Raw genomic sequence first — 25,939 nt, forward strand, 5'->3', positions numbered from 1 at the left:
ACGATGGGGCAGTTTATACGGCAATCGGTCTTGGTCCTGCTGGTCATGGTGTTCACCACGCTGGCCGTGGCGCAAACGGCGCCTCCGGCATTGGAGAATGTGCCGCTGAACCAGCGGGTGATCGACCTGACCCATACCCTGGATACCTCGACCCAGCAGCGTCTGACTGAGCAACTGGCAGACCTCGAACAACGCAAAGGCGCGCAAATCGCCGTGATGCTGCTGCCGAGTACGGGCGACGCTGACCTCGAAACATTCACCACCCAACTGTTTCGCGCCTGGAAATTGGGGCGCAAGGGCATCGACGACGGTATTTTGCTGCTGGTGGTCAAGGACGACCGCACTGTGCGGATCGAAGTCGGTTACGGCCTGGAGGGGGTGGTCACGGACCTGTTGAGCCACCGGATTATCGAGGAGCAACTGAACCCGGCGTTTCGCCAGGGCGATTACGCTGGCGGTGTGCAGCGCGCCGTGGACGCCCTGACCGTGCTGGTCGAGGGGGGTGACTTGCCGGCAGTAGACCAGACCCGCGAAACAGTGGATGAAACTGCGGTGTTGCTGGCGCTGATTCTGGGGGCTGTCGGCGGGGTGCTGCTGGCCTCGGGCAAGCTGCATTGGCGCCGCGGCCTGATTGCCGGCCTGGTGCTGACCGTGTTGCTGACGGCACTGGCCGCGATCAATGGCAAGGCCTGGCCGATCTATGTGCTGGCGCTGCCGTTTTGTATGTCGATCAGCGCGGCTCTGTTTGGCGCGTTATGGCAGGCCAAGGCGGTGTTTTATTGCGTAGTGGGGCTGATGACCTACAGCATCGGCCTGGGGTTGGTGGATCACTACCTGACTGAAGTGTCCTTTATGAACTGGCTGGCATGGCCGCTGGCCGCGCTGGCGGTGCTGGGCCTGTACCTGATCCTGTTCGCGGTGATGAAAGCCGCCTGGAAACACAGCCGGCTGGGTTTTTGCGTGCAATCGGTGATGGTGCTGGGGGTCTATGGCGCGGCGGGGTACATGCTGGAGATGGGGCTTGATGGCTGGTTGTTCGCCTGGCCTATCAGCTCGTTCGCGGCGTTGTTCATTTATGGTCAGGGCACGGGCGGGTCGAGCTCCGGTTCCAGTGACCGTTCAAGCTCCAGCTCCAGCTCAAGTTCAAGCTCCGGTGGCGGGTTTTCCGGTGGCGGCGGTTCCAGCGGCGGCGGTGGGGCCTCAGGGAGCTGGTGAGGCCCCGTGCCGGCTCAGAGCGTCATCACCATTTCATGCCAAGCCATCCCGCCGTGGTCTGACGCCGAGGGCTGCACATACTGGTAACCCATGCGTGTGTACAGCGGCACATGCTGCTCCTTGCACATCAAGTGGATGGTCTGTTTGCCCATCCCGCGCATGCGCTGCACAAAGGCTGTCATCAATTGCGTGGCGTAGCCCTTGCCCTGGTGCGCCGGGTCCACCACCACCGACATGATCACTACATTCGGCGCATCCGCTGAGTGCCCCACCAACTCCTTGAAGGCCTCATCCGACATCACCACATCATGGGCGCAACCGCCGTTGATAAAGCCCACTACCTGACCGTCCGCTTCCAGAATCAGGAAGCCTTGCGGGTACAGGGCGATACGCGTGGCGATCTTCTCCAGGGTCGCGGCTTCATCGCCCTCATAGGCGCTGATTTCGATCTCGTAGCAGCGGGCGGCGTCTGCCGGCGTGGCGTTGCGCAAGGTGAGGGCGGGCATGGGGATTCCTGGGCTGGGCGATTGAACGAGGGGCTGCATGATAGCGGGGTCGGTGCGCTGGCGAAAATCCCAGCGGCAGGCTTATTGCCGGTGCTTCTCCATCCGAATATCCCCGTCCGCCAATTGCTCAACCTCCACCCAGCCCAGGCGCTGGTAAAACCCACTGGCCCGGCTCGCTTGGGCGGTTTCCAGCCAGATCTGTCGATGGTGCTGGAACAACAAGGCTTCGGCCTGCTCCATCAGTTTGCGGCCCAGCCCGCGGCCTTCGAATTCGGGGCGGATGAAGGCGGCAAATACACAGCCGTCGTCGATATCGGCCATGGCAAACCCGACCGCTACACCTTGCACCTCGGCGACCCAGACGCAGGGCGCTTGCTGCATGGCTAGTTGGATGGCATCGGGGGTGATGCCCATTTCTGCCAACTGCTCGTGGGACAGGTGGTTTTCCCTGACGCTGGTGCGAATGTCGAAGATGGCGTCGATATCTGCCGGGGTGGCGACTCTGATAGGGCTGTTCATGCAGTTCTCGCCGTTATCCATGAATTCAACGTCGTAGATCCCGCGTGCCGCCAGGGCGGTGAAGGGGCGGGTGAGCGGCCGTACATCACTCAGTTCCCAGGCGAGCCAGCCTTCCTCGAAATAGCTGGCGCAGGCCGCTGGCACGTCCTCGGGGGTGAACGCACGCACTGCTTTTACCCGTACGATGGCGACGGCCACGCCGGTTTCATCTTCATCGCCATCGGTATGCAGGAAGCGCCCGTTCTCGACAATCAGCAGGTCCTGGGAAGGCTCCAGTTGTGGCTGCCAGCGGCGGATTTCCAGGGTTTTTTCGCCTGCGGCGATGCGGCTGCCGCTGGGGCGCACGATGGAGAGGGCTTTGATGGTGCTGCTCCTAAAGAGGGGTGTTGTACTTCACTGCCGCCGCTGCCCGCGATGGCACGTTCAGACTTCTCAACAACCCCGACACATGGATGCGTACGGTAAACGGCGAAATATCCAGGGCCTTGGCGATTTCCTTGTTGGTCTTGCCTTGGGCGATCAGTCGCAACACCTCCTGCTGGCGCGCGGTCAGGGTGTTGGTGTCCAGGGGCAACAGCCCCGAGGGGGCGAACTTGACCAGCACCTCGCCCTGGCGGATGGCGAGCAGGGCCTGGCCGATTTCTTCGGGGGCGATGTTCTTGCCGATAAAACCATCGGCGCCCAGCGCCATCACCTGTTCGATCAACCCCGGGTCATCGACCATCGACACCACGATTAGCGTGGTGCGCCGCAGTTGCTGGCGCAGCTCGCCCAACTGGCTGATACAGGTCAGGCCGGGGAAGCGCAAATCGAGGATCAGGGTGTCGACTTCGCTGCCGCTCTTGAGCAGGTGCAGCACTGTATCCAGATCGCCGGCCTGTTCCACGCGGGCCTCGGGCAGCAGGCGTTGCACGGTGCGCAGCATGCCTTCGCGAAACATGGGATGGTCGTCGGCGATGATGATCCGGCATGTCATGGTGTGCTCCTCCCTGGGGCCAGGTTGTGTGGCGTGCTACTTTACCACTCTGCTCAGCGCCTGCCTGCTGGGGGCACAGTTTAGACGATGACCGTACAAGGACGTTGCCCATGAAGTTCGTGAAAGACGCCGAACTGGACCAAGCCAACCTGCGTATTGTGGTGGCCGTCTGCGCCATTGTGTACATCAGCCTGCTGGGCTTTTTGCCGGGGCAGTCGATGGACCGCTATGTGCCGGTGATTATTTATATTTGCCTGTTTCTGCTGGTCTCGGTTGTGCTGCGTCAGGTGATTGCACGCTGGCCCGGGCATTACCCGGCGCGACGGGTTTTCGGGATGATCCACGACTACACCGGCACCTCGTTCGGCCTGGTAGTCGGCGGCGAGGCGGCATTGCCGCTGTATGCGGTGATGGTCTGGGTCAACCTGGGCAATGGCATGCGCTATGGCTCGCGCTACCTGGCGATTGCCACGGGCCTGGCGTTGCTGGCGCTGCTGATTGTGTATCGGCTGACCCCGTTGTGGCAGGCGCAGCCCTTTATGGTGCTGATGCTGATGATTACCAGCACGGTGATCCCGGTCTACGCCCACCTGCTGCTGGAGCGCACGCGCAAGGCGTCTGAAGAGGCCACCGCCGCCAACCTGGAAAAGTCGCGCTTCCTCGCCCAGGCCAGCCATGATCTGCGCCAGCCCATCCACTCCATCGGCCTGTTTACGGCGTGCCTGCGTGAAGCGCGGTTGGGCGATGAGGAGCGGCGGCTGGTGGACAATATCGACCGTTCGCTGCTCAACGTCTCGCAGTTGTTCCGCTCCATTCTCGATCTCTACACCCTGGATAACGGCCGGCTGCTGCCCAAATACCAGGTGGTGCACCTGGGTGAGTGGCTGGCCGACCTGCTGCGGCAAAACGCCGAAGCCGCACGCTGGGCCGGCGTAGAACTGCGCCTGCGCCCCTGCGCCCACTGGGTGCGGGTGGATCCGGCGCTGTTGGCAACGATGGTGCAGAACGTGCTCTCCAATTGCTTCAAGTACGGCGGCCAGCGCCCGGTACTGATCGGCGTGCGCCAGCGCGGCGGCGAGGTGCGGGTGGAGATTCACGACCAGGGCCGGGGGATTGCCGAGGAGCATCTGCCGCGGGTCTTCGAGGAGTTCTATCGCGTCCGCCACCTGCGCGACAAGGACGTCGAAGGGGTCGGCCTGGGCTTGTCCATCGTCAAGCGTCTGGGGCAGTTGATGGACATGGACGTGGTGCTGCGCTCCCGGGTGGGCCATGGCACGTCCGTCAGCCTGCGCGGGTTGCACCTGGCGACCGCGCCCCATCAACCCCCGGTGCGCGACGATGCACGCCAGGCGGGGCTGTTGACCGGCCTGAAAGTGTGCCTGGTGGAAGATGACCACAACGTGCTGCTGGCCACCCAGGCATTGCTGGAGCGTTGGGGCTGCCAGGTGCAGGCGGAGTCGAGCGGGCATAACCTGGTCAGCGATTGCGACATCATCGTCGCCGACTATGACCTGGGCAACCACGCCACCGGTATCGAGTGCATCGACCGGTTGCGTGCACAGCGTGGCGTGGCGGTGCCGGCGCTGATTCTGACCGGGCATGAGGTGGAGAAGATCCAGGCGGCGCTGCACGACCGGCAGATCGCCATTTTGTCCAAGCCAGTGCGCCCCGCTGAACTACGGGGCACCCTGCGCGACCTCAGCCAGGGGCCGGTTACTAGTTAAACGGCGTCAACCCGTTACCCCGGGCGCCCTTGGGTTGGCAGTAGGCGGCGGGTTTCATCATGCCAAAGCTGGCCACTGCAAACATCCCGCCGCTGGCACCGCTGGGCACGGAGCAGTTGTAGTCACCGGAGGCGGTGCTGGCGATGTAATAGGTGGTCATGGAGTCGCTGCGGACATTGGAGACACGCTTGACCGGCTCGCCGAGGTTGGTTTCCGAGAGGGTCTTGAGGTGGTCTTCGGTGGGCTTGATATTGCTGCAACCGGCAACACCGAGCATCAGGGCGCCCAACAGGGCAAGGCGGGCGACAGGGGAGTGCAGTTTCATGGCGTGTCTTCCTTGGGGTTGTTTTAGTGTTTTCAACGCACAACGATCCCTTGCACGGCGGGTTCGACGTGCTGGCGGGGAGCATTGGAGTACCGGGGAATATAGCGCCGGGGGCCTGCGGGGTCGATTAGCACAAGTGTGCTAATGGCACCTTGAGGTCACGGCAAACAGAGTTAATTCAGGGAGATTCGCATGCTGCAAATCAGACGCGCCACCGACGACGATGGCCCCATCGCCTTCGACATTCGCCGTCAGGCGATCCGCGGCCAATGCATCGGCGCCTACACCGCCGAACAGATGCTGACCTGGACCCGTGGCGCGGCCGAGGACGGCTATACCGCGCTAATGGCCAAGCCGTTTTACCTGGGCTGCGTCGATGGCGAGCCGGTCGCCACGGGCATGCTTGACCCGGCGCACCGGGAAGTGGGAGCGCTGTTTGTGCTGCCCGGTTCTATCGGGCGCGGTTTTGGCCGGCAGATGCTTGAGCACCTGGAGCAAGTGGCGCTGGAGTTGGGGATTGAGGAGGTGGTGCTGGACGCGACGTTGAATGCCGCGCAGTTCTATCGCAGGCGTGGTTATGAAGGCTGCGAACAGTCCATCTATCATTCGCCTTCGGGGCTGGAGCTGGCGTGTATCCCGATGGTCAAGCGCCTGACTGTTTGAACGCCGCCCGCAGCCGCTCGATCACGTCCGGCACCGTGAGCCCGGCCGTCGCGGGTGGCGTCGGGTTCTCACCGAACTCGCGCCAGATAAACAGGGTGAGTTCGGCCCCATCCGTCGCCGCTTGCCCGTCGCTGCCAGTGCCGAAGTCTTGCAGCACCCGGTAGCGCTCATCCTCCCAGAACAGCGTTTCGACCCAGTCATAGACCGGGATCAAATGAAAATGCAGCGGGAAACCGGGCATATGCCCAAAGCGGCTGATGTATAGCCACTTGGGTTGGAGCTGTACTTCCATCACCCGCTGGGTTTTCGCCAGTAGGCCACCCATTTCCGCCAGGGCCGCGTCGGGCAGGTCAGCCAGCGAGCTGATTGGCGTCTTGGCCCCCAGCATCAAATAACCGGGCAGGGCCGAGGCCAGGTGATGGTTGAGCAGCCAGTGTTCGGTTTCGTGGAGGATATGGGACGGAGCAATGTGCATGGCCGGGCACCTAGGTCGGGCCGGCAGGATACCAAAGGCAACCCCCTGTATCCCAGAAATGGGCGCGATCTGTGTCTTTCGACGGGCGGGTCTTGTGGGTACTGTCCTGCTCTTTGCTTTAACGCTGAGGCAATCATGGATCTACTGGCTACCCCTTTTGGCACCACCGACTGGTCGACCATCGAACCAGAGTTGCACCCTGGCGAAACCGGCAGCGCCCTATGGCGCACCTGCCATTTCGGCACCACCCGCGTGCGCATGGTCGAATACAGCCCTGGCTACCTGGCTGACCACTGGTGTTGGCGCGGTCATGTGTTGTTGTGCCTGGAGGGGGAGTTGCAGACTGAACTGGAGGATGGCCGCCAGTTCACCCTGACGGCGGGGATGAGTTATCAGGTGGGCAACGACAGGGACGGGCACCGGTCGAGCACAGCCACCGGGGCCAGGCTGTTTATTGTGGATTGATTAGTCGTCCATCGGCTGAGATGGATCCATCGTGGGGTTTTCAGAGTTTGGTGTCTCGGCACAACTCCCGTATTTGATGGGCGGTGTGGCACAAAGCTCTGCACTCGGCAAAGATCCCCTGTGGGAGTTGGCTTGTTCGCGGTGGCCATCGGTATCCTTTTCTGGGTATGTGTACATATCCGTTGCTGCGGTTATGGCCACTTAGGGTTCCGCCCTTACGGCGGGTCACTTTGGAAGAGCGCCAAAGTAAGCAAAGCGCTCTTGCCCCACCACTCGGTGCCTCGCCTAGGCTCGGCATGCCCGCAGTCAGGCATTGCTCCGTGGGCCCGCCGCGATCGGCCATCCCTGGCCGTGTCGCGGCTACCCCGGCATCCATGCCGGGGTGCCCACTGCGCAATACCTGCCTGCGGCCAGCGTGGTTTAACGGGGCGCCTGAGATCAAGATCAAAAGCCAGATCAAAAGCAGAGCAACAGCAACAGCAAAGCCGGGGCGCGAAGCTGCATTCCCCCCTGTGGGAGCTGGCTTGTCGGGTCGCCGCATCGCTGCGATGGCGGTGTATCAGTCGATAAATGTATTGGCTGATGCACCGTCATCGCAGGCAAGCCAGCTCCCACAGGGGTACGCACACGCTTCGACGATCAGGTCGGCTGTCAGGCCGCCTCGCTTTGCTTTTGATCTGAGGCGCCCCGTTAAACCACGCTGGCCGTCATCCGATATTGATTTGGGGGGTAACCCGGCAGGACGCCGGGTTAGCCGCGCTGGGCCATGGATGGCCCATCGCGGCGGCCCCCCAAATCAATGTCGGATGACGGGCACACCGAGCCTGGGCGAGGTGCCGAGTGGTGGGGCAAGAGCCCTTTTGGTTACTTTTGGGGCTCTTTTCCAAAAGTGAGCCGCCGTTGGGCGGAACCAATAGCCGCCATAACCGCAGCAACGGATATGTACACATACCCAGAAGAGGATACCGATGGCCACCGCGAGCAAGCCAGCTCCCACCCTCAGGATCAATGGTTCATATGATGACCACCAGCACTACCCAGGCTGCGGGCCGGGGCCTGGATTTCGAGGGTCTGCTTGTCACCCTTGACATCTTCCACCGTCAGGGTCAGCGGCACCTGGTCGCCTTCCTTGATCTGGCCCGTCAGGCCCATCAGCATCACGTGATAACCCTCGGGATCAAGCTTCACCGCCTGGCCGGCCGGCAGTGCCACGGCATCCACCGGGCCCATGCGCATGACGTCGTCTTTCATGCTCATCTCATGAATCTGCACTTCCTTGGCCACCGGCGACTTGACGCTCAGCAGCTTGCTGTCGCTGTCGGCGGTGAGGGTCATGAATGCCCCGCTCGAATGCTGCCCCGGTACGGTGGCGCGGGCCCAGGCATCGCTGACCTGGACCTGGGCGCTGGCGTGGGCGGCGAGGCCCAGCAGGGAAAGGCCGAGGGCGATGCGCTTGAGGGTGTGGACAGCAGTCATTAGCAGACCTCCATGACGGTGAGCAGGTCTTCTGCGCACTCTTTGGCGTTAAGGGATGCCGACAGGCCCAGGCGCAGGTTGCTGCGGGTGTCGAACACAAAACTGGTGGCGGTGTGGGACAGGGTGTAGGTGTCGCCTGCGGGGATCTTTTCATAAAAGATCCCGAACTCCTTGGCGGCCACGGCGATTTCTTCCGGCGTGCCGTAGAGCGCTTCGAAGCTGGGGTCGAAGGCCTTGACGTAGGCGTCGAGCACTTCGGGCGTATCGCGTTCCGGGTCCAGGGTGATAAAGATCACCTGCATGATTTCGCCGTCGCGGCCCATCAGCTTCTTGGCCTGGGCCATGCGCGCCAGGGTGGTGGGGCACACGGCCGGGCACTGGGTGAACCCGAAGAACACCACCGGCATCAAGCCGCGAAACGAAGTCAGGGTCACGGTTTCGCCGGCGGTATTCTTGAGCTTGAACGTGCGGCCCATGATCTTGTTGCTCAGATCCTTGCCGTACTTGAAATTCAGCTTGGGGCCGGTGTCACAGCCGCTCAGCAGGCCCAGGCCCAGCAGGCCCATACCGGTGAGGACCTTGCGGCGGGTGAGTAACGTATTCATGAAGTGGGCGTCCCGTGAAGCGCCTGACGGCTGCGCATAACAGGTCAGTCAGGCTTTGAAAAGCGGTGAACAAGCAGGGTGGGTAGTCTACCGGTGTTGATCACGCTTGATAATCTGCGACGTTCTGCCACAGGGGCGGTCGCCACCTTACCAGCCGAGGGGGCGATTGCGTCTGTGGCACACTGTCGCAGACGCCTTGAAACGCCCGGCGTACAAGGCTTTGGGCAAATGTTTCAACGATTATCAGGGCTCTTGACCCGCATCAAGGCAGCGTCCCCCCGGCCTGGGGCACAGTCACGCCATACGGACCGGCCCACTGTGAGGCGCTGATGCTCTATCTCCTGTTTCTGCTGGCCCATCTGTTCGCGGCGCTGATGTTTATCGGCACGGTGTTCTTTGAAGTACTGATCCTCGCCAGCGTGCACAAGCAACTGCCGGCCCGCGTCATGCTGCTGGTGGAGCAGGGCATCGGCAACCGTGCCAGGGCCTTGATGCCATGGGTGCTGCTGGTGCTGTTCGGCGCGGGTATCGGCATGGTCTGGTTGCGCTATCTGCCGGTGCTGGCGGCGCCATCGAGTTCGGCATTCGGCGCCTTGCTGACCCTCAAGTTGATCCTCGCCGCCAGTGTGCTGATGCATTTTTTGCTGACGGTGTGGCTGATGCGGCGTGGGCGGGTCAGCGCGGCCTATTTGCGCTTCGTTCATCTGAGCCTGTTCTGCCATATGGTCGCCATTGTGTTGCTGGCCAAAAGCATGTTCTACATCACCTGGTAACCCCCCTCGTATTCCCTGGCCTTGATGCATATCAAGGTGCGCTGTCCGGTCGCACCGCACAATGATCCACCGTAGCCAGACCCGGAGGCCGTCATGCTCACTGTCATTCATCCCGCCCGCGAGTGGCGCCTGCGCCGTGACCAAAGCGTGCTGGACCAGGGCCAGGTCGACATCGGCAAATTTCATACGGGGATCGGCTCCCTCGACCTGTTGCGCGCCATGCGCAGCAGTCGCCAACGCCAACGCCCCCTGGCGCTGAACCTGCAATGGCCGGCGGGCCTGGTGGCCGATGACTACCTGGACGCGTTGGAGCAGGAAATCCACCTGGTCGGTTGCCACGTGGGCGGGCGCCAGCCGGTGGATCAATTCCATCTGGGCGGCGCTACCCCGGCGATGGCCGACCTGCAGCGGTTGATGGCGCACCTGCGCAGTCGCCTGCATTTTCTCGAGCATGACCAGGGTGACTACAGCCTCGACCTCGACCCGCTGCACACCGACTGGGCGACCATGGGCCGCCTGCGTGAACTGGGCTTCAATCACATCAATATCGGCGTGTCGGATGCCAGTAGCGACGTCACACCTTCGGTGGCCGGCTATCAAGACCCGGCGCCCATCCAGTCGCTGATCGACGCGGCGCGCACCCTGGGTTTTAGCTCGGTGAATGTCGACCTCGGGTATGGCCACGCCTGGCAGACCTGCAACAGCTTTGCAGCCAAGCTGGCCAGCCTGATCGCCCTCGAGCCGGACCGCCTGCAAGTGTTCGACTATGCCCAGGCCCCCCGGCGCTACCAGCAGCAACGGGCGCGGGCGCTGTCGTCGAATGCCGACAAGTGCGCGATGCGCGCGATCGCCTTCCAGCACCTGGAAGCTGCCGGTTATCACTACATTGGCCTGGGCCAGTTCGTACGCCCTGACGATGACCTGGCGCTGGCCCAGGAACACGGACGCCTGAGCCGCAATTGCCAGGGCTTTACCCGTCATGGTTACTGCGACCATATCGGCTTTGGCCTGGGCGCCATCAGCCAGCTCGACAACCTGTATGCGCAAAACACCGACGACCTGGCGCGCTATCGTCAGCAGTTGGACAGCGACCTGTTGCCCACCGCCCGCGGCTGGCGCTGCGAGGCGGGCGATCAGATCCGTCAGCATGTCATGGAGCGCCTGGCCTGTGACCTGGAGTTGGATATCCAGGCGCTGGAGCGCCGTTATGGTGTGATTTTTTCCCGCTACTTTTCGGCGATCTGGCCGTTGCTGGAGCATCTGCACCAGGACGGCCTGATCGACTTGTCCGAGCGCTTCCTCTGTGTGCTGCCTGCGGGCCGGCAGCGGGTCGAAGCCCTCTGCGCGCTGTTTGACCGGGCAGGCAGCGCGGTTCCCCCTTGCTCCAACGATGAGACCATCGACCATGAAAGCGTTTGAGTTCAACCGGGCCCTGGTGCAGAAATACGACCGCCCGGGGCCGCGCTACACCTCGTACCCGACGGCGCCGCAGTTTCATTCGGCGTTTGCCCTGGATGACTACCGGCAGGCAGTAGCGGCCAGCAACCAGGGGGCGGCCCCCAAGGCGTTGTCGGTGTACATCCACATACCTTTCTGCCAGAGCCTTTGTTACTACTGCGGTTGCCACAAGATCATCACGCGCAAGACCCATCGCGCCGTGGAGTACCTGAGCTACCTCAAGCGCGAAATCCAGATGCAGGCCGCGCTGTTCGATCGCACGCGGCCCCTGACCCAGTTGCACCTGGGGGGCGGTACGCCGACCTACCTGGACGATGCACAACTGGCCGAGTTGATGGCAAGCCTGGCGCAGGGCTTCAGCCTGGATACCAGCGACAACCATGAGTTTTCCATTGAGGTCGACCCGCGCACCATCAGCGTGGAACGCATCCATAACCTGCGCGGGCTGGGCTTCAATCGCCTGAGTTTTGGCGTGCAGGACTTTGATGCCGATGTGCAGGCGGCGGTCAATCGCGTGCAGAGCGAAGAGCAGATTGTGCAGTTGGTCGCGGCCGCCCGGCAGGCACGCTTCAAGTCCATCAGCGTGGACCTGATCTACGGCCTGCCATTGCAGACCGTGGCCAGTTTCGACGTGACCCTGGGCAAGCTGATTGCCCTGCGCCCGGACCGTGTGGCGGCCTACAGCTACGCGCATTTGCCCACGCAAATCCGCGCCCAGCGCATGATCCGCCCCGAAGACATGCCACCGCCGGAGCGCAAGCTGGAGCTGCTGGAGTTGACCATTCGCCGGCTGACCGAAGCGGGTTATGTGTACATCGGCATGGACCACTTTGCCTTGCCCGACGACGAACTGGCCCTGGCCCGGGCCAATGGCACCTTGCAGCGCAATTTCCAGGGCTACTCGACCCATGCCGATTGCGACCTGATCGGGCTGGGCGTGTCGGCCATCGGCAAGGTGGGCGACAGCTACAGCCAGAGCGTCAAGGAGTTGTCCCAGTACTACGCGCGGATCGACGCCGGGTTGTTGCCGGTGCAGCGCGGCTACCGCCTGAACGCCGATGACGTGTTGCGCCGGGACGTGATCAACGGCCTGATGTGCCATGGGCGCATTGACTTTGCCGGGGTCGAGGCGGGGCATGCGATCCGCTTTACCGAATACTTTGCCCAGGCGTTGTCACAGTTGGATGAGCAAGTGGCGGATGGTTTGCTGCATGTCGAGGACGATGGGGTGCAGTTGCTGCCCCAGGGGCAACTGATGGTGCGCAGCGTGGCGATGGCGTTTGATGCGTACCTGGGTGGGCAGCAGAAGGGGCAGTTTTCCCGCACGGTCTGACCACCGAATCCACCCATGTGGCGAGGGGACAAGCCCCCTCGCCACAGCCCCCCCTCACCACGGCTCAGGTATAGGCGCCTGCCGCGCCGTTGGTGCGCTCAATCTCTTCCACCAGCTTATCAATCCCCTCCAACCGTGCCCGGTTGTCGTGATCCCAAGGATGAAACCCCGGCTTGAAATAATGCAGCCACGGCCGCGCCATGCGCGGGAACACGCCCTTGGGCCCGTAGAGAAACTTCAGCATCCGCCAGAAACCCTTCAGATGCCCGCCCGCGCGGCGATCGGCGATCAGCAGGCGCAGGTGGAAATCAAACACCACCAGCCAGAAAAACACCGTGGTGAACAGCATGGTCCCGGTGCGCAGCAGATAGCGCTTGGGCCCTGGTTTGATCACGCTGTTCCACACATCAAAGGCCACGGCCTTGTGCTCGGTTTCTTCGAGGGCGTGCCAGTACCACATCTGTTGGTAGCCTTTGAGCGAATCACCAAAACGCGTGGGGTCGCTGAGCAGGATTTCCGCGAGCATCGCCGTGTAGTGTTCCAGGGCGATGGTCACCGCCAGGTTGAAGGACGGCGGCAAGTGCTTCTTTTGCAGGTCGAGCATAAATTTCAAGCGGCGGTCCAGCAGGTGGGCCGGCAGCCCGGCGGCTTGCAGCAGCTCGTTGTAGGCCACGTGCTCGCGGCTGTGCATGGCCTCCTGGCCGATAAAACCCTGGATCTCCTTTTTCAACGCCGGGTCGTCGATGCGCTGGCGATAGTGGCGCACGCTGTCCATGAAGAACAATTCGCCCTGGGGAAACAGCAACGACAGGGCATTGAAAAAGTGCGTGATGAACGGGCCTTGCTCGTGCCAGTCCTTGATGCGTTCGGCAGGCAGGGTAAAACGCAGGTCGCGGCGAATGGGCAGCATTATGGCGACTCCTGTTCAGAGAGGGGGGAGGGTGGCAGGGCCTTGCGCTGTTTCGGTGCCATGCGCCGGCTGGCGAACACCACCAGCCCTTGATAGGCCGCCGGCAGCCAGCGCGCGAGCAGATCCAGGGCGTAGGCGTCGCGGCCGATCAGCACGCGGCGCTTGTTCTTGCGCACGCCCTGCAGGATGACCTTGGCGGCCTGGTCGGCGTCGGTGATAAACAGTTTTTCGAAGTCGGCGCGGGCCTGTTGTTCGCTGTGGATCAGGAACCCGGTCATGTTCGCGTCGATCCGGCTGCTGCGGCAGATGTCGGTGCGGATCCCACCGGGATGCACGCAGGTGGCCGAGACGCCGCTGCGTTGCAAATCCAGCTCCTGGCGCAGGGACTCGGTAAAGCCGCGCACCGCGAACTTGGTGGCGTTGTAGCCGCTCATGCCGGGCTGGGCGAACAGGCCGAACACGCTGGAGGTGTTGACCACATGCCCCTCGCCGCTGGCCTTGAGGTAGGGCAGAAAGGCCTTGGTGCCGTACACCACGCCCCAGAAATTAATGCCGACGATCCACTCCAGGTCGGCGTAGTCCACACCTTCCACGGTGCTCGACAGGGCCACCCCGGCATTGTTGAAAACCAAATTCACCTGGCCGTGTTCTGCCGCGCAACTGGCGGCCCAATCCTCCATGGCCTGGCGGTCGGCAACATCCACCTCCCTTGACGTCACGCGGATCGGCGCCAGGCTGCTGCGCTGGATCAGCTCCACGGTTTGTTGCAGGCCGGCCTGGTTCTTGTCCGCCAGGGCCAGGTGACAACCCTCGCGCGCCAGGGCCAGGGCCAAGGCGCGGCCCATGCCGGACGCGGCACCGGTGATGGCCGCCACGCGGCCATTGAATGACTTCATGACAGGCTTCCTTCTGCGGTGGCATGGGGTGGCGCGACGGGACGCGGTGTGGCGCCGGTCAATAGTGGCGTGACCTGATAATCGCGCAGGGCGAACTGGCGGGTGACCTGTTTGAAGCGCCAGGTCGAGCCGGGCCACAACGTCGTATTTTTGCCGGTGCGCGGGTCAAGGTACCAACTGCGGCAGCCGCCGGTGTTCCAGATGGTGCGCTGAAGTTTTGCCTGGATTTGCTGGTTGTAGGCGCTTTCCACGGCTGGCTTGACCTCGACCGTGGCGATTTGCTGGCGGCGCATCTGTTGCAGGGCATCGAGGATGTAGGTGACCTGCGCCTCGATCATCAGAATCATCGAGTTGTGGCCCAGCCCGGTGTTGGGCCCGACGATCAGGAACAGGTTCGGATAGCCCGGTACGGTGGTGCCCTTGTACGCATGGGCGCCATCGCTCCAGGCCTCCATCAGGTCAATGCCGCCGCGCCCGATGATGCAGTCGCGGGGCAGGGGATCGGTAGCCTGGAACCCGGTGCCGAAGATCAGGCAATCAGCCGGGTGCTTGATGCCATCGGCGGTGACGACCCCGTCGGCCTCGATTCGCAGTACAGCGTCGGTGACCACTTCAACATTGCTGCGTGAGAGCGCTGGGTAGTAGTCGTTGGAGATCAGTACGCGCTTGCAGCCGATGGTGTAGTCCGGCCGCAGGACTTTGCGCAGGGAAGGGCGCGCCACTTGTTTGTGCAGATGGCGCACGGCGATTTTCTGCACCACTTTCATCAGGCGCGGGTGCAGCGCAAAGCCCACCACCCGACCTTCCAGAGCCCAGTAGAAAGCCCCGCGCACCAGGCGCTGGGTGAACGGCAGATGCTTGAACACCCAGCGCTCAAAACTTGAAATGGGGCGGTCCGGCTTGGGCATGATCCACGGCGGGGTGCGCTGGAACAGGTCCAGGTGCGCCACTTGGGGGGCGATACGCGGCACGAACTGGATCGCACTGGCGCCGGTGCCAATCACCGCCACACGCTTGCCCTTGAGTGAATAGTCGTGGTCCCAGTGCTGGGAGTGAAAGCGCTTGCCCTTGAAACTGTCCAACCCCGGAATTTCCGGCAGTGCCGGGCGGGACAGTCCCCCCATCCCCGACACCAGTACCCGTGCACTGACGCGGCGGCCATTGCTGAACTGCAATTGCCAGCGTTGCAGTTGCTCGTCGAACACCGCCTGTTGCAGGCCCATGCCAAAACGCAGGTACGGCGCCAACTCAAAGCGCTGTGCGCAATGTTCCAGGTAGGCACGGATTTCCGCCTGGGGGGCGAACTGGCGGGTCCAGTCGGGGTTGGGCGCAAAGGAAAACGAATAGACGTGGGATTGCACATCACAGGCGCAGCCCGGGTAGTGGTTGTCGCGCCAGGTGCCGCCCAGGGAGTCGGCCTGTTCGGCAATAAAGAAGTCGTCGAGCCCGGCTTGCTTGAGTTTGATCGCCATGCACAGGCCGGCGAAGCCTGAGCCAATGATTGCGATATCGACGCAATCTGCCGGGCCGCTTGGCTGGGTAGAGGCATTCATAGGGTGTCCCTCGTGGGCTGTGGGCGCCTTACGGGTGTTGACATCGGATGTGCTCCTTTTTTGTTTTGGCTTTTAGATAGAACACCATTGCAAAGAAAAATTGTATTTATTATTTTAAAAAAAATTTTAAATAATCTACCTGAAAATGTCGTCTACGCTAGACCCTTGTCCTTTATGTGCGATTTGTCCGACGGACGAACGCTTGACGCGCGCAGTTGAAGTCCAGGGTGTGGACGATGGCTGAGGTCTTGACCAATACCGGTCAGATCGCCAGCAGCAGGGAAGCAGAGGACCGAGCTATGGCTGTCGAATGGGTTGTCGCTGCGGGTGTGTTTATGGCTGCCAGTGCGGCGTTATGGGGCTTGAGTGCCTGGATGACGCGCCGTATCGAAGTGGCTGTTCCAAGCAACGGGCGCTTTCTGGAGGTGGATGGCGAGCGCTTTCATTATGTAGACGAGGGTAAGGGCCCGCCGCTGGTGATGATCCACGGCCTGATGGGCAGCAGTCGTAACCTGACCTATGCCTTGGCCGCACAATTGCGCGAGCACTTTCGGGTGATCACCCTGGACCGACCCGGCTCAGGCTATTCCACCCGCCGCAAAGGCACCGGTGCCGACCTGCCAAGCCAGGCCCGGCAAGTGGCGACCTTTATCCAGACCCTGGACCTGGGCCAGCCCCTGGTGCTGGGGCATTCCCTGGGCGGGGCGATCTCCCTGGCCCTGGCCCTGGACCATCCCCATGCGGTGTCCGGGTTGGTGCTGGTGGCACCCCTGACCCATCCCCAGCGCATGCTCCCCCTGGTGTTTCTGTCGTTGGCGGTGCGCCCGGCCTGGCTGCGGCGCTGGGTGTCGCGCACGCTGACGGTGCCCATCGGCATGCTCACCAGTGGTGCGGTGGTCAAGGGCGTGTTCGCTCCCGACCCGGCGCCGGCCGACTTCGCCACCCGTGGCGGCGGCCTGCTGGGGATGCGCCCCGATAACTTCTATGCCGCTTCCACCGAAATCAGTCTGGTCAACGATTACCTGCCCGAGATGGTCAAACGCTACCCGCAACTGCGCCTGCCCATCGGCCTGATCTATGGCTCGCGGGACAAGGTGCTGGACTTTCGCAAGCACGGCCAGGCCCTGGCAGACAAGGTGCCAGGGCTGAAGCTGCAGCTGGTCGAAGGCCGTGGCCATATGCTGCCAATCACCGCCACCGAGCGCGTGGCGGCACTGGTCGAGCAGGTGGCCAAGCGCAGCAAGCCGGTGGCAAGCGCCACGGTGTTGCACCCGCCGTTTGCGCTGGCGAGTAAATAATCGTGAACCCCACGGCGTGGTCGAAAGTCGCTGACGCTTGCCCTAGACACCTGACCGAACGGATGAAAAAGAGACTGGCCGGTCACGTAAAAAAGGCCCCGAAAAAGTAGTTGACGACCTATCGATTCCGCGCTATTTATTTAAAAAAAAATATTTCAATATTTATTTTGAAATGATTTTTGAAATGCCTAAGAGCGAATAAAATAATGAAAAAAACGCCTTTTATCGCATGGTTTGTTTCAAGTGGCCGTCAGTGCCGCCTGAACCGCTTTTCTGCCTCTTTTGCTTCGCTCTCACTCTCTGCCGCGCAGTGCGCCCGGAGGTTGCCATGAATCAGACCCTGGCCGCCCCCCACGTCTGGACCGACGGCAAGCGCCACCTGTGGTGGCTCGGCATCATGCCTCTGGCGACCCCGCTGCTGTCCGGCGCCCTGGCTATCACTACCGGCGTACAACAACTGTGGTGGGTCGGTGTACTGGTGATTTTCGGCCTGATCCCGCTGATCGACGGCCTGCTCGGCGAAGACGTCAGCAACCCGCCGGAATCCGCTGTCAGCGGCCTTGAATCGCAGAAGTACTACCGCTGGATCGTCTACACCGGGGTGTTGTTCGTTATTTCCTCGGTGGTGATCACCGGTTGGCTGGCCGTCAGCGGCATCGACTGGATGATCAGCGGCGGGCTGCTGCAACTTACCGCCTCCCTCGATCCTTCGAGCTGGATGGCGCAAACCGCCAGCTTCCTGACGGCCCGGGTGCAGTTGCACGGTGAGGTCAGTGGGTTTACCTACCTGGGCATGGCCATGTCCACCGGCGCTGCCACCGGTATCGCGATCAACACCGCCCATGAACTGGGGCACAAGCCGCGCCTGCTGGAGATTGTGCTGGCGAAGATCACCCTGGCGCCGACCTTCTACGGGCACTTCTACACCGAACACAACCGTGGCCATCACGTACGCGTTGCCACCCCGGAAGATCCGGCCAGCTCGCGACTGGGGGAGAGCTTCTGGGCCTTCCTGCCGCGCTCGGTGTGGTTCAGTGCGCGCTCGGCCTGGAACCTGGAACGCGAACGCCTGCGCAAGCTCGGCCTGCCGGCGTGGCACTGGAAGAACGGCGTACTCAGCGCCTGGATGTACAGCGTGGTGTTGTGGGGCGCGATGATCGCCTGGCTGGGCATGGCGGTGATTCCCTTCCTGTTGATCCAGGGCATCTACGGCTTTTCGTTGCTGGAAGTGGTGAACTATGTCGAGCACTACGGGCTTAAACGCCAGAAGTTGCCTAACGGCCGTTATGAACGGTGTTCGCCGCGCCACTCGTGGAACAGTAACCGTATTGTCACCAATATCTTTCTGTTCCAGTTGCAGCGCCACTCTGATCATCACGCCAACCCGACTCGCAGTTATCAGTCGTTGCGCCACTTTGATGAATCGCCGCAACTGCCGTATGGCTACGCCAGCATGATTGTCTGGGCCTATATCCCTTACTTATGGCGCCGGCGTATGGATCACCGGGTACTACGGCATTATTCGGGGGATGTCACCCTGGCCAATATCCAGCCATCCAAACGCTTGAAGATACTGGAGAAGTACGGCAAGACCAGCACCTTCTAATGTGAATTAACTGTTGTAGGGCGCACTCGGGATCTGTGTATCGCGCAGGTTTTCATCGCCCACGGTTTGCCGGTTTCGAGTGCTGCTTAGTTGCAAGAAAGTTGTTTGACCCTAACAAAAATAAAATCAAGGGAAGGACGTACACCATGCAAACACCTGCCAAGTTCACTGCGCATATCGTGCTCGCTGCACTGGGGCTTATTGCCTATCACCAGGCCCAGGCCGCCCGTATCGAACCCGCCGGCAGCGCCTTCACTGCCCAGGGCCCCATCAGCTTTTCCAAGGGCGCGCTGATCAGCGCCGACTGCACCATCAAGGTGGCCGGCAAGGTCGCGGCCGATGGTTCGCAAGTCAATGTCGACAAAGTCGAGTTCGACGGTGGCCTCAAGTGCAGCCGCGTCGAAGCCATCAACCTGCCGTGGATATTAGTGGCCAAGGATGCCAGGAGCGGCTCCATGTCGAAGATCAGCGTCGATGTGCACGCCTTTGGCCTGGGCGGCAAGTGTGGCCCGTCCACTGCCGAAGGCACCTGGGATAACGCCACCGGCAAGTTGGAAGCGGTCAATGTGCCGATTGGCGAAGACTGCAAGATCAAAACCGTGTCGATCAAGATGCCGCCGACGTTCAAAGTCGTCGAGTAAACCCCCGAATTTGTAGCGGTAAATGAATTGAAATTTGGCTGGAAAGGGAAGTTCTGCTGTTTCTCCGTGACCTCTCGATCATGGCCATTACCCCGGCGAAATGACTCGCCATACATGTGAGGAAAAATAATGAAAAGTTTGAAAACCCTCGTTTGTGTAAGTTCGTTTGCTCTGTGCTTTGGCGCGGCTTCGATGGCCAGTGCGGCGTCTTTTAGTCCAATTGGAGCGACGTTTACTACAGGGGCGACTGGGAGCATTGTTGTTAAATCACCTTCGTCGTTTCAGCAGCCCGTAACATGTAAGGCTGTATTCGAAGGCAAGGTGCGCCCTGATGGTAAGGCAGATATCACCAAAGTAACGATCTCTCCAGGATCAAGCGTGCTGTGCAACCTACCCAATATCACTGGTTTGCCTTGGTTGCTGGAAGCCACCAGCACAAGTGCCGGTAAAGCTTACAACGTTGGTTACACGATCACTTCGTTCCCTCCAACCAACTGCGGCCCTACGGCTATCGATGTAGCGCTGGCCTCAACCCCAGCTCCGTCTCCAAGTATCACTCTTGCTGCGACCAACCAGCCGCTTAGCGGCAGTTGCACGGTGGTGACACTGAACGTAGGCGCTACCGGCGTCACCATTGTTCCTTGATGCCGGGACTTCGGAAATAGGCTTGATCACCCGGTGAAAAACAGGTGCCTCGTCAGAGGCATCTGTTGAGGTAAAGCCGTTCGGTCCAACCGGCTGTGACAAATAAAAACAATAAGGAGTGACGCATGAATAATATGAAGCAGCAGGCCCAGGCGTTGTTAGGCCTGGCATTGTTGGGCGGGCTGATCGCCTCAGCGGGAACCGTTCAGGCGGGTGGTTTCATGACGCCAACCGCAAACACTGCTGGTTGGGGCCGGGCGTTTGGTGGGGGGTCGATGTTCAAGAACGACCCGTCATCGGCGTACAACAACCCTGCTGCCATGGCTTTCATTGACAAGACCATTTCGCAGTTCACCATCAACTACGCAAACATCGACATCAAATACAAAGGGTCGGCGTATGACTACGCTGGCAATCCGACGTCCAACACGGTCTATGATCCCAATACTGGCGAGTTAACATCGACACCTCGCACCGGTAATGGCGGCCAAGGCGGCTTCGAAGCGTGGGTACCCACTGGCTTCATGGTGATCCCGATCAACGATCGTTTTGCCTTTGGTTTGAGCCAAGTGGTGCCGATGGGCGCGCGCACAACCTGGGATGAGGATTGGAAAGGTCGCGACTTCGCGGTGGACACCCGCATCGAAACCGTGGGCCTGACCGGCTCCCTGTCGTTCAAGGTCAATGATGAGTTTTCCATCGGTGGTGGTGCGATTCTCCAGCACACCAAAGGCTTTGTGAGCCAGAACGTCGATCTGTATGCCGCTGCTGCGCAGTCGCCGGACTTCGGGATGATTCCGTTCCCGGCCGGCCAGGGCTTCGCCTTGATGCGGGTCAAAGTCGACAATAACTCCCTGGGTTGGTTTGCGGGGATGACCTGGAAACCCACGGCGCAGGACACCCTGGGCTTGAACTATCACGCCAAGATCAAGAACAAGCTGGAGGGCAAGTACAACATGTACGCCGATCCAGGCTCGGAAGGGCTGATGACCACCCCGGTGGTCGACGGTAAAACCCTGGTCGAGTTGGCTTACCCTGGGCTGAAACTGTATCCGGGCGGTGCCAATGCCTCCACGCAACTGGATATCCCTGCCAACGCGTCCCTGGACTGGGTACACGACTTCTCTGACCGCCTGACCCTGGGCGCCAGTGTGACCTGGACCCAATGGTCCTCCTTCGAGGCGCTGACCTTGAAGTCCAATGGCAGCACCATCGTGTCGATCCCGTACAAGTACAAGAACACCTGGATGTATTCGTTCGGCGGTGACTACAAACTCACGGATGACTTTACCGTGCGTGCCGGTGTGGCCTTCGACCAGACCCCAACCCGCAACTCCACCCGTGACCCGCGTATCCCGGATGGGGATCGCACCTTCGCTTCCCTGGGCTTTGGCTACAACATCCGCGCCATTCCGGGCCTGAGCATCGACGGCGCGTATTCCCGCCAGTTTGTGGAGACCGTCAAGCTCAAGACCAAGAACGTTGACCGTCTTGGCGCAGCGTCGCTGGATGGCAAATCCGAGGCCAAGGGCGAAGTGGTCAGCCTGTCGGCTACCTACGCCTTCTGACCTGGGGTTGTATCTGCGTAGTGCCTGGGTAAACGCGTAGTCAGCGCATCTTTCTACTGCGTTTACCCGGTGCTCCACCTGTGGGGCGCCCACGCGACCCCTGGTGATTTCCTTCTCCCTTTAACACTTCGGCTGACGCGTTCGGCCGAGAATTATTTCGCAAAGACATTAAATAAAAATTTCAAAACAAAATTTGAATTTGGCTTTTCAAGTTTGTAGTGTGGTGATCAGTCGCAGGCCGTACCGACCTGCTGCTGTGCGTGCCGTGCCCTGAATAATAAGTAGAGGTATCTCCATGGTTATCTGGTTATTGGCGGGACTCGCTGTGGCGACTGCCCTGGCGTATCGACAAGCGGCAGCCACCCTGTGGCTGGGTGCTGGCCTGGCCTGGTTGGCGGGCGGCTATCTGTTCAATGTGGTTGCAGGGTTTGGCCTGAGCGTTGCGGCGTTGCTGGTGGTGGTACCGGCGCTGCTGATGAGCATCAAGCCCCTGCGTCGCACACTGTTGACCAGCAGGGCCCTGGGCCTGTTTCGCACGATCATGCCGGCCATGTCCGACACTGAACGCGCGGCTATCGAGTCCGGCACCGTGTGGTGGGACGCCGAGTTGTTCAGCGGCAAACCCAATTGGCCGCGCCTGCTGCAAGCCGCGCCGGCACGCTTGAGCGCCGAAGAACAGGCCTTTCTCGACAACGAAGTAGAAACCCTCTGCGACATGGCCAACGACTGGGAAACCACCCAGGTCTGGCAGGACCTGTCGCCCGAAGGCTGGCAGTACACCAAGGACGCCGGCTTCCTCGGCATGATCATTCCCAAGCAATATGGCGGCAAAGGCTTCTCCCACTATGCCCATTCGCAAGTGGTGATGAAGCTGTCGACCCGTTGCTCGGCGGCAGCGATTTCGGTGATGGTCCCCAACTCCCTGGGCCCCGCCGAACTGTTGCTGCATTACGGCACCGACGCCCAGCGCAATTACTACCTGCCGCGCCTGGCCCGTGGCGAAGACATCCCGTGCTTTGCCCTGACCAGCCCCTATGCCGGCTCCGACGCCGGGGCGATTCCCGACCTGGGCATCGTCTGCAAGGGTATGCATGAAGGCCAGGAAGTGTTGGGCTTCAGCGTGACCTGGGACAAGCGCTATATCACCCTCGGCCCCATCGCCACGGTGCTGGGTCTGGCCTTTCGCGCCGAAGACCCTGACGGCCTGCTGGGCCAGCCCGGCTCGCTGGGCATCACCTGCGCGTTGATCCCCACTTCCCATCCCGGGGTGAACAGTGGTCGCCGCCATTGGCCCCTCAATGCGGTGTTCCAGAACGGCCCGACCACCGGCAAGGACGTGTTTATCCCCCTGGAGTGGGTGATCGGCGGCCGCGAGCAAGTGGGCAACGGCTGGCGCATGCTGATGGAATGCCTGGCCGCCGGGCGCGCGATTTCCCTGCCGTCGGCCAACGTCGGCCTGGGCAAGGTGGCGGTACGCGGTACCACGGCCTACGCGGCGATGCGCAAGCAGTTCGGCCTGCCGATTGGCAAGTTTGAAGGGGTGCAGGCGCCCCTGGCACGTATGGCCGGGCACCTGTATGCCTGCGATGCGGTACGCAAAGTGTCGGTGGCGTCGTTGGATGCCGGCGAGAAACCCTCGGTTATCTCGGCAATTGCCAAATACCACGTCACCGAGCGTGCGCGGATCATCGTCAACGATGGCATGGACATCGTCGCCGGCAAGGGTATTTGCATGGGGCCCAACAACTTCCTGGCCCGTGCCTATCAACAAAGCCCCATCGCGATCACGGTGGAAGGCGCGAATATCATGACCCGCTGCCTGATCATCTACGGTCAGGGCCTGATCCGTTGCCACCCCTACGTGTTCCGAGAAATGGAAGCGGCGCGCAACACTGATAATCGCCAGGCGTTGCTCGAGTTCGACAGCGCCATGTTCGGTCACCTGAGTTTTGTGCTGGCCAACACCGTACGTGCGGCAGTGCACTCCCTGACAGGCGGACGGCTGATTGGCGTACCGGCCAAGACGGATCCGGCGCTGGCGTCCTACTACCGCCAGGCCAATCGGCTGTCGGTGGTGCTGGCGTTGATTTCCGATATTTCCATGGGCGTGCTGGGCGGCGCGCTCAAGCGCAAGGAAAGCATCACCGGGCGCCTGGGCGATATTCTGTCCCAGCTCTACATCCTGTCCTGCGTGCTCAAACGCTTTGAGGACGATGGCCGGCCCCAGGCCGACCTGCCGTTGGTGCATTGGTCGGCCCAGGATGCCTTGTTGCGGGCCCATGAAGCCCTGGCCGAGGTGCTCGACAATTATCCTTCGACGCCGGCTGCGGCAGTGATGCGTGGCTTGAGCTTCCCGTTCGGCATTCCCCAGCGCAAACCCTCCGACCGCCTGCTGGCCCAGGTGGCCGAGCTGGTGCAGATCCCGGGCGAAAGCCGCGACCGTTTGCTGGCCAATTCCTACATCCCGCGTCCGGAAGTCGACAAGCTGGCCTATGGCGAACTGGCGTTCCGCCTGCTACCCCAGGTGGAGTTGATCGAAGGGCGGCTCAAGGCGGCGGTCAAGCAAGGCACCCTCGGCCCGATGCCGATCAGCAGCACGGCCTTTACCGCCTGGCGCATCAAGGCCCGCGCCCTGGATTTGATCAGCGCCGACGAAGACGCCTTGCTGGCGCGCTATGTGGAATACGCCGATCACGGCATCCAGGTGGACGACTTCCCACAGGACTTCGGGTTGCTGGAGGCCTTGCAAAAGCGCCAGCAAACGTTGGAGCAAGCGGCCAAACCCAGCAGCAAAAAACGTGAAAACGCCCCGGTGAACTAGAAACGAGCGCGCTCAACGGGGGAGCGGGCTTGCCTGTGATAGCGGTGTATCTGCGCCACAGATGCAATCGGATCCACCGCCATCGCAGGCAAGCCAGCTCCCACAAGGGGTTGGATTTGCAGGTCAAGAAAACGGATTGATTTATGAGCGACAGCTACCTTTCTTTTGTTAATTCTGCCTGGGGCCGTCGTCTGGCCCAGGCTATCGGCTTGCCGCAACCCTTGGCCCTGCAACGTCACCGCAGCGGCCAGCAGGGCCTGGCCAACCCGGTGATTATCGCTGGGGCAGGGCGCTTGGCGGACGAAGTGCGGCGCCTCTTCAAGGCCACCGACACTGTGCCGGCCCAGGCCGCCACGCTCAAGGCGCCGTCAACGGTCAAGGTCCAGGGCGCGGTGTTTGATGCCAGCGCCGTGGTCGACCTCAAGCTACTGGACGAACTCTACGAATTTTTCCATGCCAACGCCCGGCGCCTGGGGCCGCACGCGCGGGTGGTGGTGCTGGGCACCGCGCCCGAACACTGCCAGGACTTGCCCCAGGCCATCGCCCAGCGAGCCCTGGAGGGCTTGGTGCGATCCTTGGCCAAGGAGCTGCGGCGGGCGATCACCGTGCAGTTGATCTATGTCGCGCCGGGTGCCGAGCAGGCCCTGGACAGCAGCCTGCGCTTCTTCCTGTCGCGGCGTTCGGCCTATGTCTCGGGGCAGGTGGTGCGCCTGGAAAAACCGGTCGATGCCGCCCCCGCCATCAACTGGGACAAACCCTTCAGCGGCCGCCGCGCCCTGGTCACTGGGGCCTCCCGTGGCATCGGCCTGGCCATCGCCCAGGTGCTGGCCCGTGACGGCGCGCACGTGGTGTGCGTGGATGTGCCGCAAGCGCTGCCCTCCCTGGAGCAGGCGGCCAGCAGCGTCGGCGGCCAGGCCTGGGCGCTGGACATCACCGGCGCCGATGCGCAGCAGCAGTTGCAGGCCTATGTGGCCGAGCATGGCGCGTTTGATGTGGTGGTGCACAACGCCGGGATCACCCGCGACAAGACCATCGCCAAGATGACCGAAACCGCCTGGCGCAGTGTGCTGGCGGTCAACCTCGACGCGCCGTTGCAGTTGAGTGAAGCCTTGTTGCAAGGGCAGGGGATCAAGGCCGGTGGGCGGATTGTCTGCGTGTCGTCGATCTCCGGGATCGCCGGCAACCTGGGGCAAAGCAATTACGCCACCTCCAAGGCCGGGGTGATTGGCCTGGTGCAGGGCCTGGCGCCAGTGGCGGCGTCGCAGCAGGTCACGGTCAACGGCGTGGCGCCGGGGTTTATCGAGACCCAGATGACCGCGAAAATCCCGCTGATGATTCGCGAAGCGGGGCGGCGCATGAACTCCCTGTCCCAGGGCGGGCAGCCCATCGACGTCGCCGAAACCATCGCCTGGCTGGCGCACCCGGCTTCGGGCGGGGTCAACGGCCAGGTGGTGCGCGTGTGCGGCCAAAGCCTGTTGGGAGCCTGAG

At 61.8% G+C, this 25,939-nt stretch carries 24 protein-coding genes and 1 pseudogene; 14 read left to right on the forward strand and 11 right to left on the reverse strand.

What is annotated here, in order from left to right:
• The first annotated feature begins 3 nt into the window (after nt 1-3).
• Nucleotides 4-1,215 (forward strand): YgcG family protein, encoded by a 1,212-nt coding sequence (locus PSH80_RS10685; protein ID WP_057959864.1) that lies wholly within the window; start codon nt 4-6, stop codon nt 1,213-1,215.
• A gap of 14 nt (nt 1,216-1,229) precedes the next feature.
• Here PSH80_RS10685 and PSH80_RS10690 read toward each other — a convergent pair whose 3' ends face one another.
• From PSH80_RS10690 to PSH80_RS10705, 4 genes and pseudogenes are all read right to left on the reverse strand, one after another.
• Nucleotides 1,230-1,721 carry a GNAT family N-acetyltransferase gene (locus PSH80_RS10690; RefSeq protein WP_057438672.1) on the reverse strand — a complete coding sequence of 164 codons (492 nt, stop codon included), beginning with the start codon at nt 1,719-1,721 and terminating at the stop codon, nt 1,230-1,232.
• 81 nt (nt 1,722-1,802) lie between these two features.
• A complete protein-coding gene (locus PSH80_RS10695; RefSeq protein WP_076964903.1) occupies nt 1,803-2,240 on the reverse strand; it encodes a GNAT family N-acetyltransferase in 438 nt (145 codons plus the stop codon).
• A 165-nt stretch (nt 2,241-2,405) separates the two neighbouring features.
• Nucleotides 2,406-2,585: pseudogene (locus PSH80_RS10700) on the reverse strand (ASCH domain-containing protein); the annotation flags it as partial.
• A 28-nt stretch (nt 2,586-2,613) separates the two neighbouring features.
• The gene (locus PSH80_RS10705; RefSeq protein WP_057438671.1) at nt 2,614-3,216 is read right to left on the reverse strand and encodes a response regulator transcription factor; all 603 of its coding nucleotides are present in this window, start codon (nt 3,214-3,216) and stop codon (nt 2,614-2,616) included.
• 110 nt (nt 3,217-3,326) lie between these two features.
• Here PSH80_RS10705 and PSH80_RS10710 point away from each other — a divergent pair, with 110 nt between their 5' ends.
• Nucleotides 3,327-4,940: a hybrid sensor histidine kinase/response regulator gene (locus PSH80_RS10710; RefSeq protein ID WP_076964888.1), complete on the forward strand. Its 1,614-nt coding sequence runs from the start codon at nt 3,327-3,329 to the stop codon at nt 4,938-4,940.
• Here the strand turns inward: PSH80_RS10710 and PSH80_RS10715 are convergent.
• A complete protein-coding gene (locus PSH80_RS10715; RefSeq protein ID WP_057438669.1) occupies nt 4,933-5,265 on the reverse strand; it encodes a hypothetical protein in 333 nt (110 codons plus the stop codon). The genes PSH80_RS10710 and PSH80_RS10715 overlap by 8 nt on opposite strands.
• A 192-nt stretch (nt 5,266-5,457) precedes the next feature.
• Between PSH80_RS10715 and PSH80_RS10720 the strand changes: the two genes are divergently transcribed.
• Entirely contained in the window at nt 5,458-5,928 is a 471-nt protein-coding gene (locus PSH80_RS10720; protein WP_128593766.1) for a GNAT family N-acetyltransferase, read from the forward strand.
• Here the strand turns inward: PSH80_RS10720 and PSH80_RS10725 are convergent.
• Entirely contained in the window at nt 5,909-6,403 is a 495-nt protein-coding gene (locus PSH80_RS10725) for an HIT family protein (protein WP_186626133.1), read from the reverse strand. The two genes, PSH80_RS10720 and PSH80_RS10725, sit on opposite strands and share 20 nt — an antisense overlap.
• A 135-nt stretch (nt 6,404-6,538) precedes the next feature.
• Between PSH80_RS10725 and PSH80_RS10730 the strand changes: the two genes are divergently transcribed.
• Entirely contained in the window at nt 6,539-6,868 is a 330-nt protein-coding gene (locus PSH80_RS10730; RefSeq protein WP_057959859.1) for a DHCW motif cupin fold protein, read from the forward strand.
• Between the two features lie 1,005 nt (nt 6,869-7,873).
• Here PSH80_RS10730 and PSH80_RS10735 read toward each other — a convergent pair.
• The gene (locus PSH80_RS10735; RefSeq protein ID WP_305420157.1) at nt 7,874-8,344 is read right to left on the reverse strand and encodes a copper chaperone PCu(A)C; all 471 of its coding nucleotides are present in this window, start codon (nt 8,342-8,344) and stop codon (nt 7,874-7,876) included.
• Nucleotides 8,344-8,949 carry an SCO family protein gene (locus tag PSH80_RS10740; protein WP_057959858.1) on the reverse strand — a complete coding sequence of 202 codons (606 nt, stop codon included), beginning with the start codon at nt 8,947-8,949 and terminating at the stop codon, nt 8,344-8,346. The genes PSH80_RS10735 and PSH80_RS10740 overlap by 1 nt, the downstream gene beginning before the upstream one ends.
• A 329-nt stretch (nt 8,950-9,278) precedes the next feature.
• Between PSH80_RS10740 and PSH80_RS10745 the strand changes: the two genes are divergently transcribed.
• From PSH80_RS10745 to hemN, 3 genes are all read left to right on the forward strand, one after another.
• Nucleotides 9,279-9,722, forward strand: a complete 444-nt coding sequence (locus PSH80_RS10745) for a CopD family copper resistance protein (protein WP_057959857.1) — start codon at nt 9,279-9,281, stop codon at nt 9,720-9,722.
• 93 nt (nt 9,723-9,815) lie between these two features.
• Nucleotides 9,816-11,141 (forward strand): coproporphyrinogen III oxidase, encoded by a 1,326-nt coding sequence (locus tag PSH80_RS10750; RefSeq protein ID WP_305420160.1) that lies wholly within the window; start codon nt 9,816-9,818, stop codon nt 11,139-11,141.
• On the forward strand, nt 11,128-12,513 hold the full coding sequence (gene hemN, locus PSH80_RS10755) for an oxygen-independent coproporphyrinogen III oxidase (protein ID WP_225923855.1): 1,386 nt from the start codon (nt 11,128-11,130) through the stop codon (nt 12,511-12,513). The genes PSH80_RS10750 and hemN overlap by 14 nt, the downstream gene beginning before the upstream one ends.
• Before the next feature lie 64 nt (nt 12,514-12,577).
• On the opposite strand, the gene PSH80_RS10760 is transcribed toward hemN, so the two are convergent.
• The 3 genes from PSH80_RS10760 to PSH80_RS10770 are packed head-to-tail and all read right to left on the reverse strand — an operon-like array spanning nt 12,578 to nt 15,872.
• Nucleotides 12,578-13,423 carry a metal-dependent hydrolase gene (locus tag PSH80_RS10760; RefSeq protein WP_057959854.1) on the reverse strand — a complete coding sequence of 282 codons (846 nt, stop codon included), beginning with the start codon at nt 13,421-13,423 and terminating at the stop codon, nt 12,578-12,580.
• Nucleotides 13,423-14,319, reverse strand: a complete 897-nt coding sequence (locus PSH80_RS10765; protein WP_305420162.1) for an SDR family oxidoreductase — start codon at nt 14,317-14,319, stop codon at nt 13,423-13,425. Before PSH80_RS10765 ends, PSH80_RS10760 begins: the two co-directional genes overlap by 1 nt.
• Nucleotides 14,316-15,872, reverse strand: coding sequence for an NAD(P)/FAD-dependent oxidoreductase (locus tag PSH80_RS10770; RefSeq protein WP_169990650.1), 1,557 nt, complete (start codon nt 15,870-15,872; stop codon nt 14,316-14,318). The genes PSH80_RS10765 and PSH80_RS10770 overlap by 4 nt, the downstream gene beginning before the upstream one ends.
• Nucleotides 15,873-16,171: 299 nt before the next feature.
• Between PSH80_RS10770 and PSH80_RS10775 the strand changes: the two genes are divergently transcribed.
• The 7 genes from PSH80_RS10775 to PSH80_RS10805 all read left to right on the forward strand — a co-directional run bounded on the left by PSH80_RS10775 (nt 16,172) and on the right by PSH80_RS10805 (nt 25,938).
• Nucleotides 16,172-17,170 carry an alpha/beta fold hydrolase gene (locus PSH80_RS10775; protein ID WP_233100866.1) on the forward strand — a complete coding sequence of 333 codons (999 nt, stop codon included), beginning with the start codon at nt 16,172-16,174 and terminating at the stop codon, nt 17,168-17,170.
• A gap of 328 nt (nt 17,171-17,498) precedes the next feature.
• The gene (locus PSH80_RS10780) at nt 17,499-18,776 is read left to right on the forward strand and encodes an alkane 1-monooxygenase (protein ID WP_057959850.1); all 1,278 of its coding nucleotides are present in this window, start codon (nt 17,499-17,501) and stop codon (nt 18,774-18,776) included.
• Between the two features lie 146 nt (nt 18,777-18,922).
• Entirely contained in the window at nt 18,923-19,417 is a 495-nt protein-coding gene (praA, locus tag PSH80_RS10785; RefSeq protein ID WP_057959849.1) for an alkane oxidation protein activator PraA, read from the forward strand.
• 129 nt (nt 19,418-19,546) lie between these two features.
• Nucleotides 19,547-20,062, forward strand: a complete 516-nt coding sequence (gene praB / locus PSH80_RS10790; RefSeq protein ID WP_076964898.1) for an alkane oxidation protein activator PraB — start codon at nt 19,547-19,549, stop codon at nt 20,060-20,062.
• A gap of 125 nt (nt 20,063-20,187) precedes the next feature.
• Nucleotides 20,188-21,630 (forward strand): outer membrane protein transport protein, encoded by a 1,443-nt coding sequence (locus PSH80_RS10795; protein WP_057959848.1) that lies wholly within the window; start codon nt 20,188-20,190, stop codon nt 21,628-21,630.
• Between the two features lie 295 nt (nt 21,631-21,925).
• Nucleotides 21,926-24,451, forward strand: coding sequence for an acyl-CoA dehydrogenase (locus PSH80_RS10800; RefSeq protein WP_289142217.1), 2,526 nt, complete (start codon nt 21,926-21,928; stop codon nt 24,449-24,451).
• Nucleotides 24,452-24,594: 143 nt separating this feature from the next.
• Nucleotides 24,595-25,938: a 3-oxoacyl-ACP reductase gene (locus PSH80_RS10805; protein WP_305420169.1), complete on the forward strand. Its 1,344-nt coding sequence runs from the start codon at nt 24,595-24,597 to the stop codon at nt 25,936-25,938.
• The last annotated feature ends 1 nt before the right edge of the window (nt 25,939 follow it).

The organism is Pseudomonas sp. FP818 (assembly GCF_030687335.1).
GTDB lineage: Bacteria > Pseudomonadota > Gammaproteobacteria > Pseudomonadales > Pseudomonadaceae > Aquipseudomonas > Aquipseudomonas shahriarae.

Bases quoted from the DNA above. Each gene is read 5' to 3' on its own strand.
- PSH80_RS10685 (WP_057959864.1), top strand. From the start codon at position 4: ATGGGGCAGTTTATACGGCAATCGGTCTTGGTCCTGCTGGTCATGGTG.
- PSH80_RS10690 (WP_057438672.1), bottom strand. From the start codon at position 1,721: ATGCCCGCCCTCACCTTGCGCAACGCCACGCCGGCAGACGCCGCCCGC.
- PSH80_RS10695 (WP_076964903.1), bottom strand. From the start codon at position 2,240: ATGAACAGCCCTATCAGAGTCGCCACCCCGGCAGATATCGACGCCATC.
- PSH80_RS10705 (WP_057438671.1), bottom strand. From the start codon at position 3,216: ATGACATGCCGGATCATCATCGCCGACGACCATCCCATGTTTCGCGAA.
- PSH80_RS10710 (WP_076964888.1), top strand. From the start codon at position 3,327: ATGAAGTTCGTGAAAGACGCCGAACTGGACCAAGCCAACCTGCGTATT.
- PSH80_RS10715 (WP_057438669.1), bottom strand. From the start codon at position 5,265: ATGAAACTGCACTCCCCTGTCGCCCGCCTTGCCCTGTTGGGCGCCCTG.
- PSH80_RS10720 (WP_128593766.1), top strand. From the start codon at position 5,458: ATGCTGCAAATCAGACGCGCCACCGACGACGATGGCCCCATCGCCTTC.
- PSH80_RS10725 (WP_186626133.1), bottom strand. From the start codon at position 6,403: ATGCACATTGCTCCGTCCCATATCCTCCACGAAACCGAACACTGGCTG.
- PSH80_RS10730 (WP_057959859.1), top strand. From the start codon at position 6,539: ATGGATCTACTGGCTACCCCTTTTGGCACCACCGACTGGTCGACCATC.
- PSH80_RS10735 (WP_305420157.1), bottom strand. From the start codon at position 8,344: ATGACTGCTGTCCACACCCTCAAGCGCATCGCCCTCGGCCTTTCCCTG.
- PSH80_RS10740 (WP_057959858.1), bottom strand. From the start codon at position 8,949: ATGAATACGTTACTCACCCGCCGCAAGGTCCTCACCGGTATGGGCCTG.
- PSH80_RS10745 (WP_057959857.1), top strand. From the start codon at position 9,279: ATGCTCTATCTCCTGTTTCTGCTGGCCCATCTGTTCGCGGCGCTGATG.
- PSH80_RS10750 (WP_305420160.1), top strand. From the start codon at position 9,816: ATGCTCACTGTCATTCATCCCGCCCGCGAGTGGCGCCTGCGCCGTGAC.
- hemN (WP_225923855.1), top strand. From the start codon at position 11,128: ATGAAAGCGTTTGAGTTCAACCGGGCCCTGGTGCAGAAATACGACCGC.
- PSH80_RS10760 (WP_057959854.1), bottom strand. From the start codon at position 13,423: ATGCTGCCCATTCGCCGCGACCTGCGTTTTACCCTGCCTGCCGAACGC.
- PSH80_RS10765 (WP_305420162.1), bottom strand. From the start codon at position 14,319: ATGAAGTCATTCAATGGCCGCGTGGCGGCCATCACCGGTGCCGCGTCC.
- PSH80_RS10770 (WP_169990650.1), bottom strand. From the start codon at position 15,872: ATGAATGCCTCTACCCAGCCAAGCGGCCCGGCAGATTGCGTCGATATC.
- PSH80_RS10775 (WP_233100866.1), top strand. From the start codon at position 16,172: ATGGCTGTCGAATGGGTTGTCGCTGCGGGTGTGTTTATGGCTGCCAGT.
- PSH80_RS10780 (WP_057959850.1), top strand. From the start codon at position 17,499: ATGAATCAGACCCTGGCCGCCCCCCACGTCTGGACCGACGGCAAGCGC.
- praA (WP_057959849.1), top strand. From the start codon at position 18,923: ATGCAAACACCTGCCAAGTTCACTGCGCATATCGTGCTCGCTGCACTG.
- praB (WP_076964898.1), top strand. From the start codon at position 19,547: ATGAAAAGTTTGAAAACCCTCGTTTGTGTAAGTTCGTTTGCTCTGTGC.
- PSH80_RS10795 (WP_057959848.1), top strand. From the start codon at position 20,188: ATGAATAATATGAAGCAGCAGGCCCAGGCGTTGTTAGGCCTGGCATTG.
- PSH80_RS10800 (WP_289142217.1), top strand. From the start codon at position 21,926: ATGGTTATCTGGTTATTGGCGGGACTCGCTGTGGCGACTGCCCTGGCG.
- PSH80_RS10805 (WP_305420169.1), top strand. From the start codon at position 24,595: ATGAGCGACAGCTACCTTTCTTTTGTTAATTCTGCCTGGGGCCGTCGT.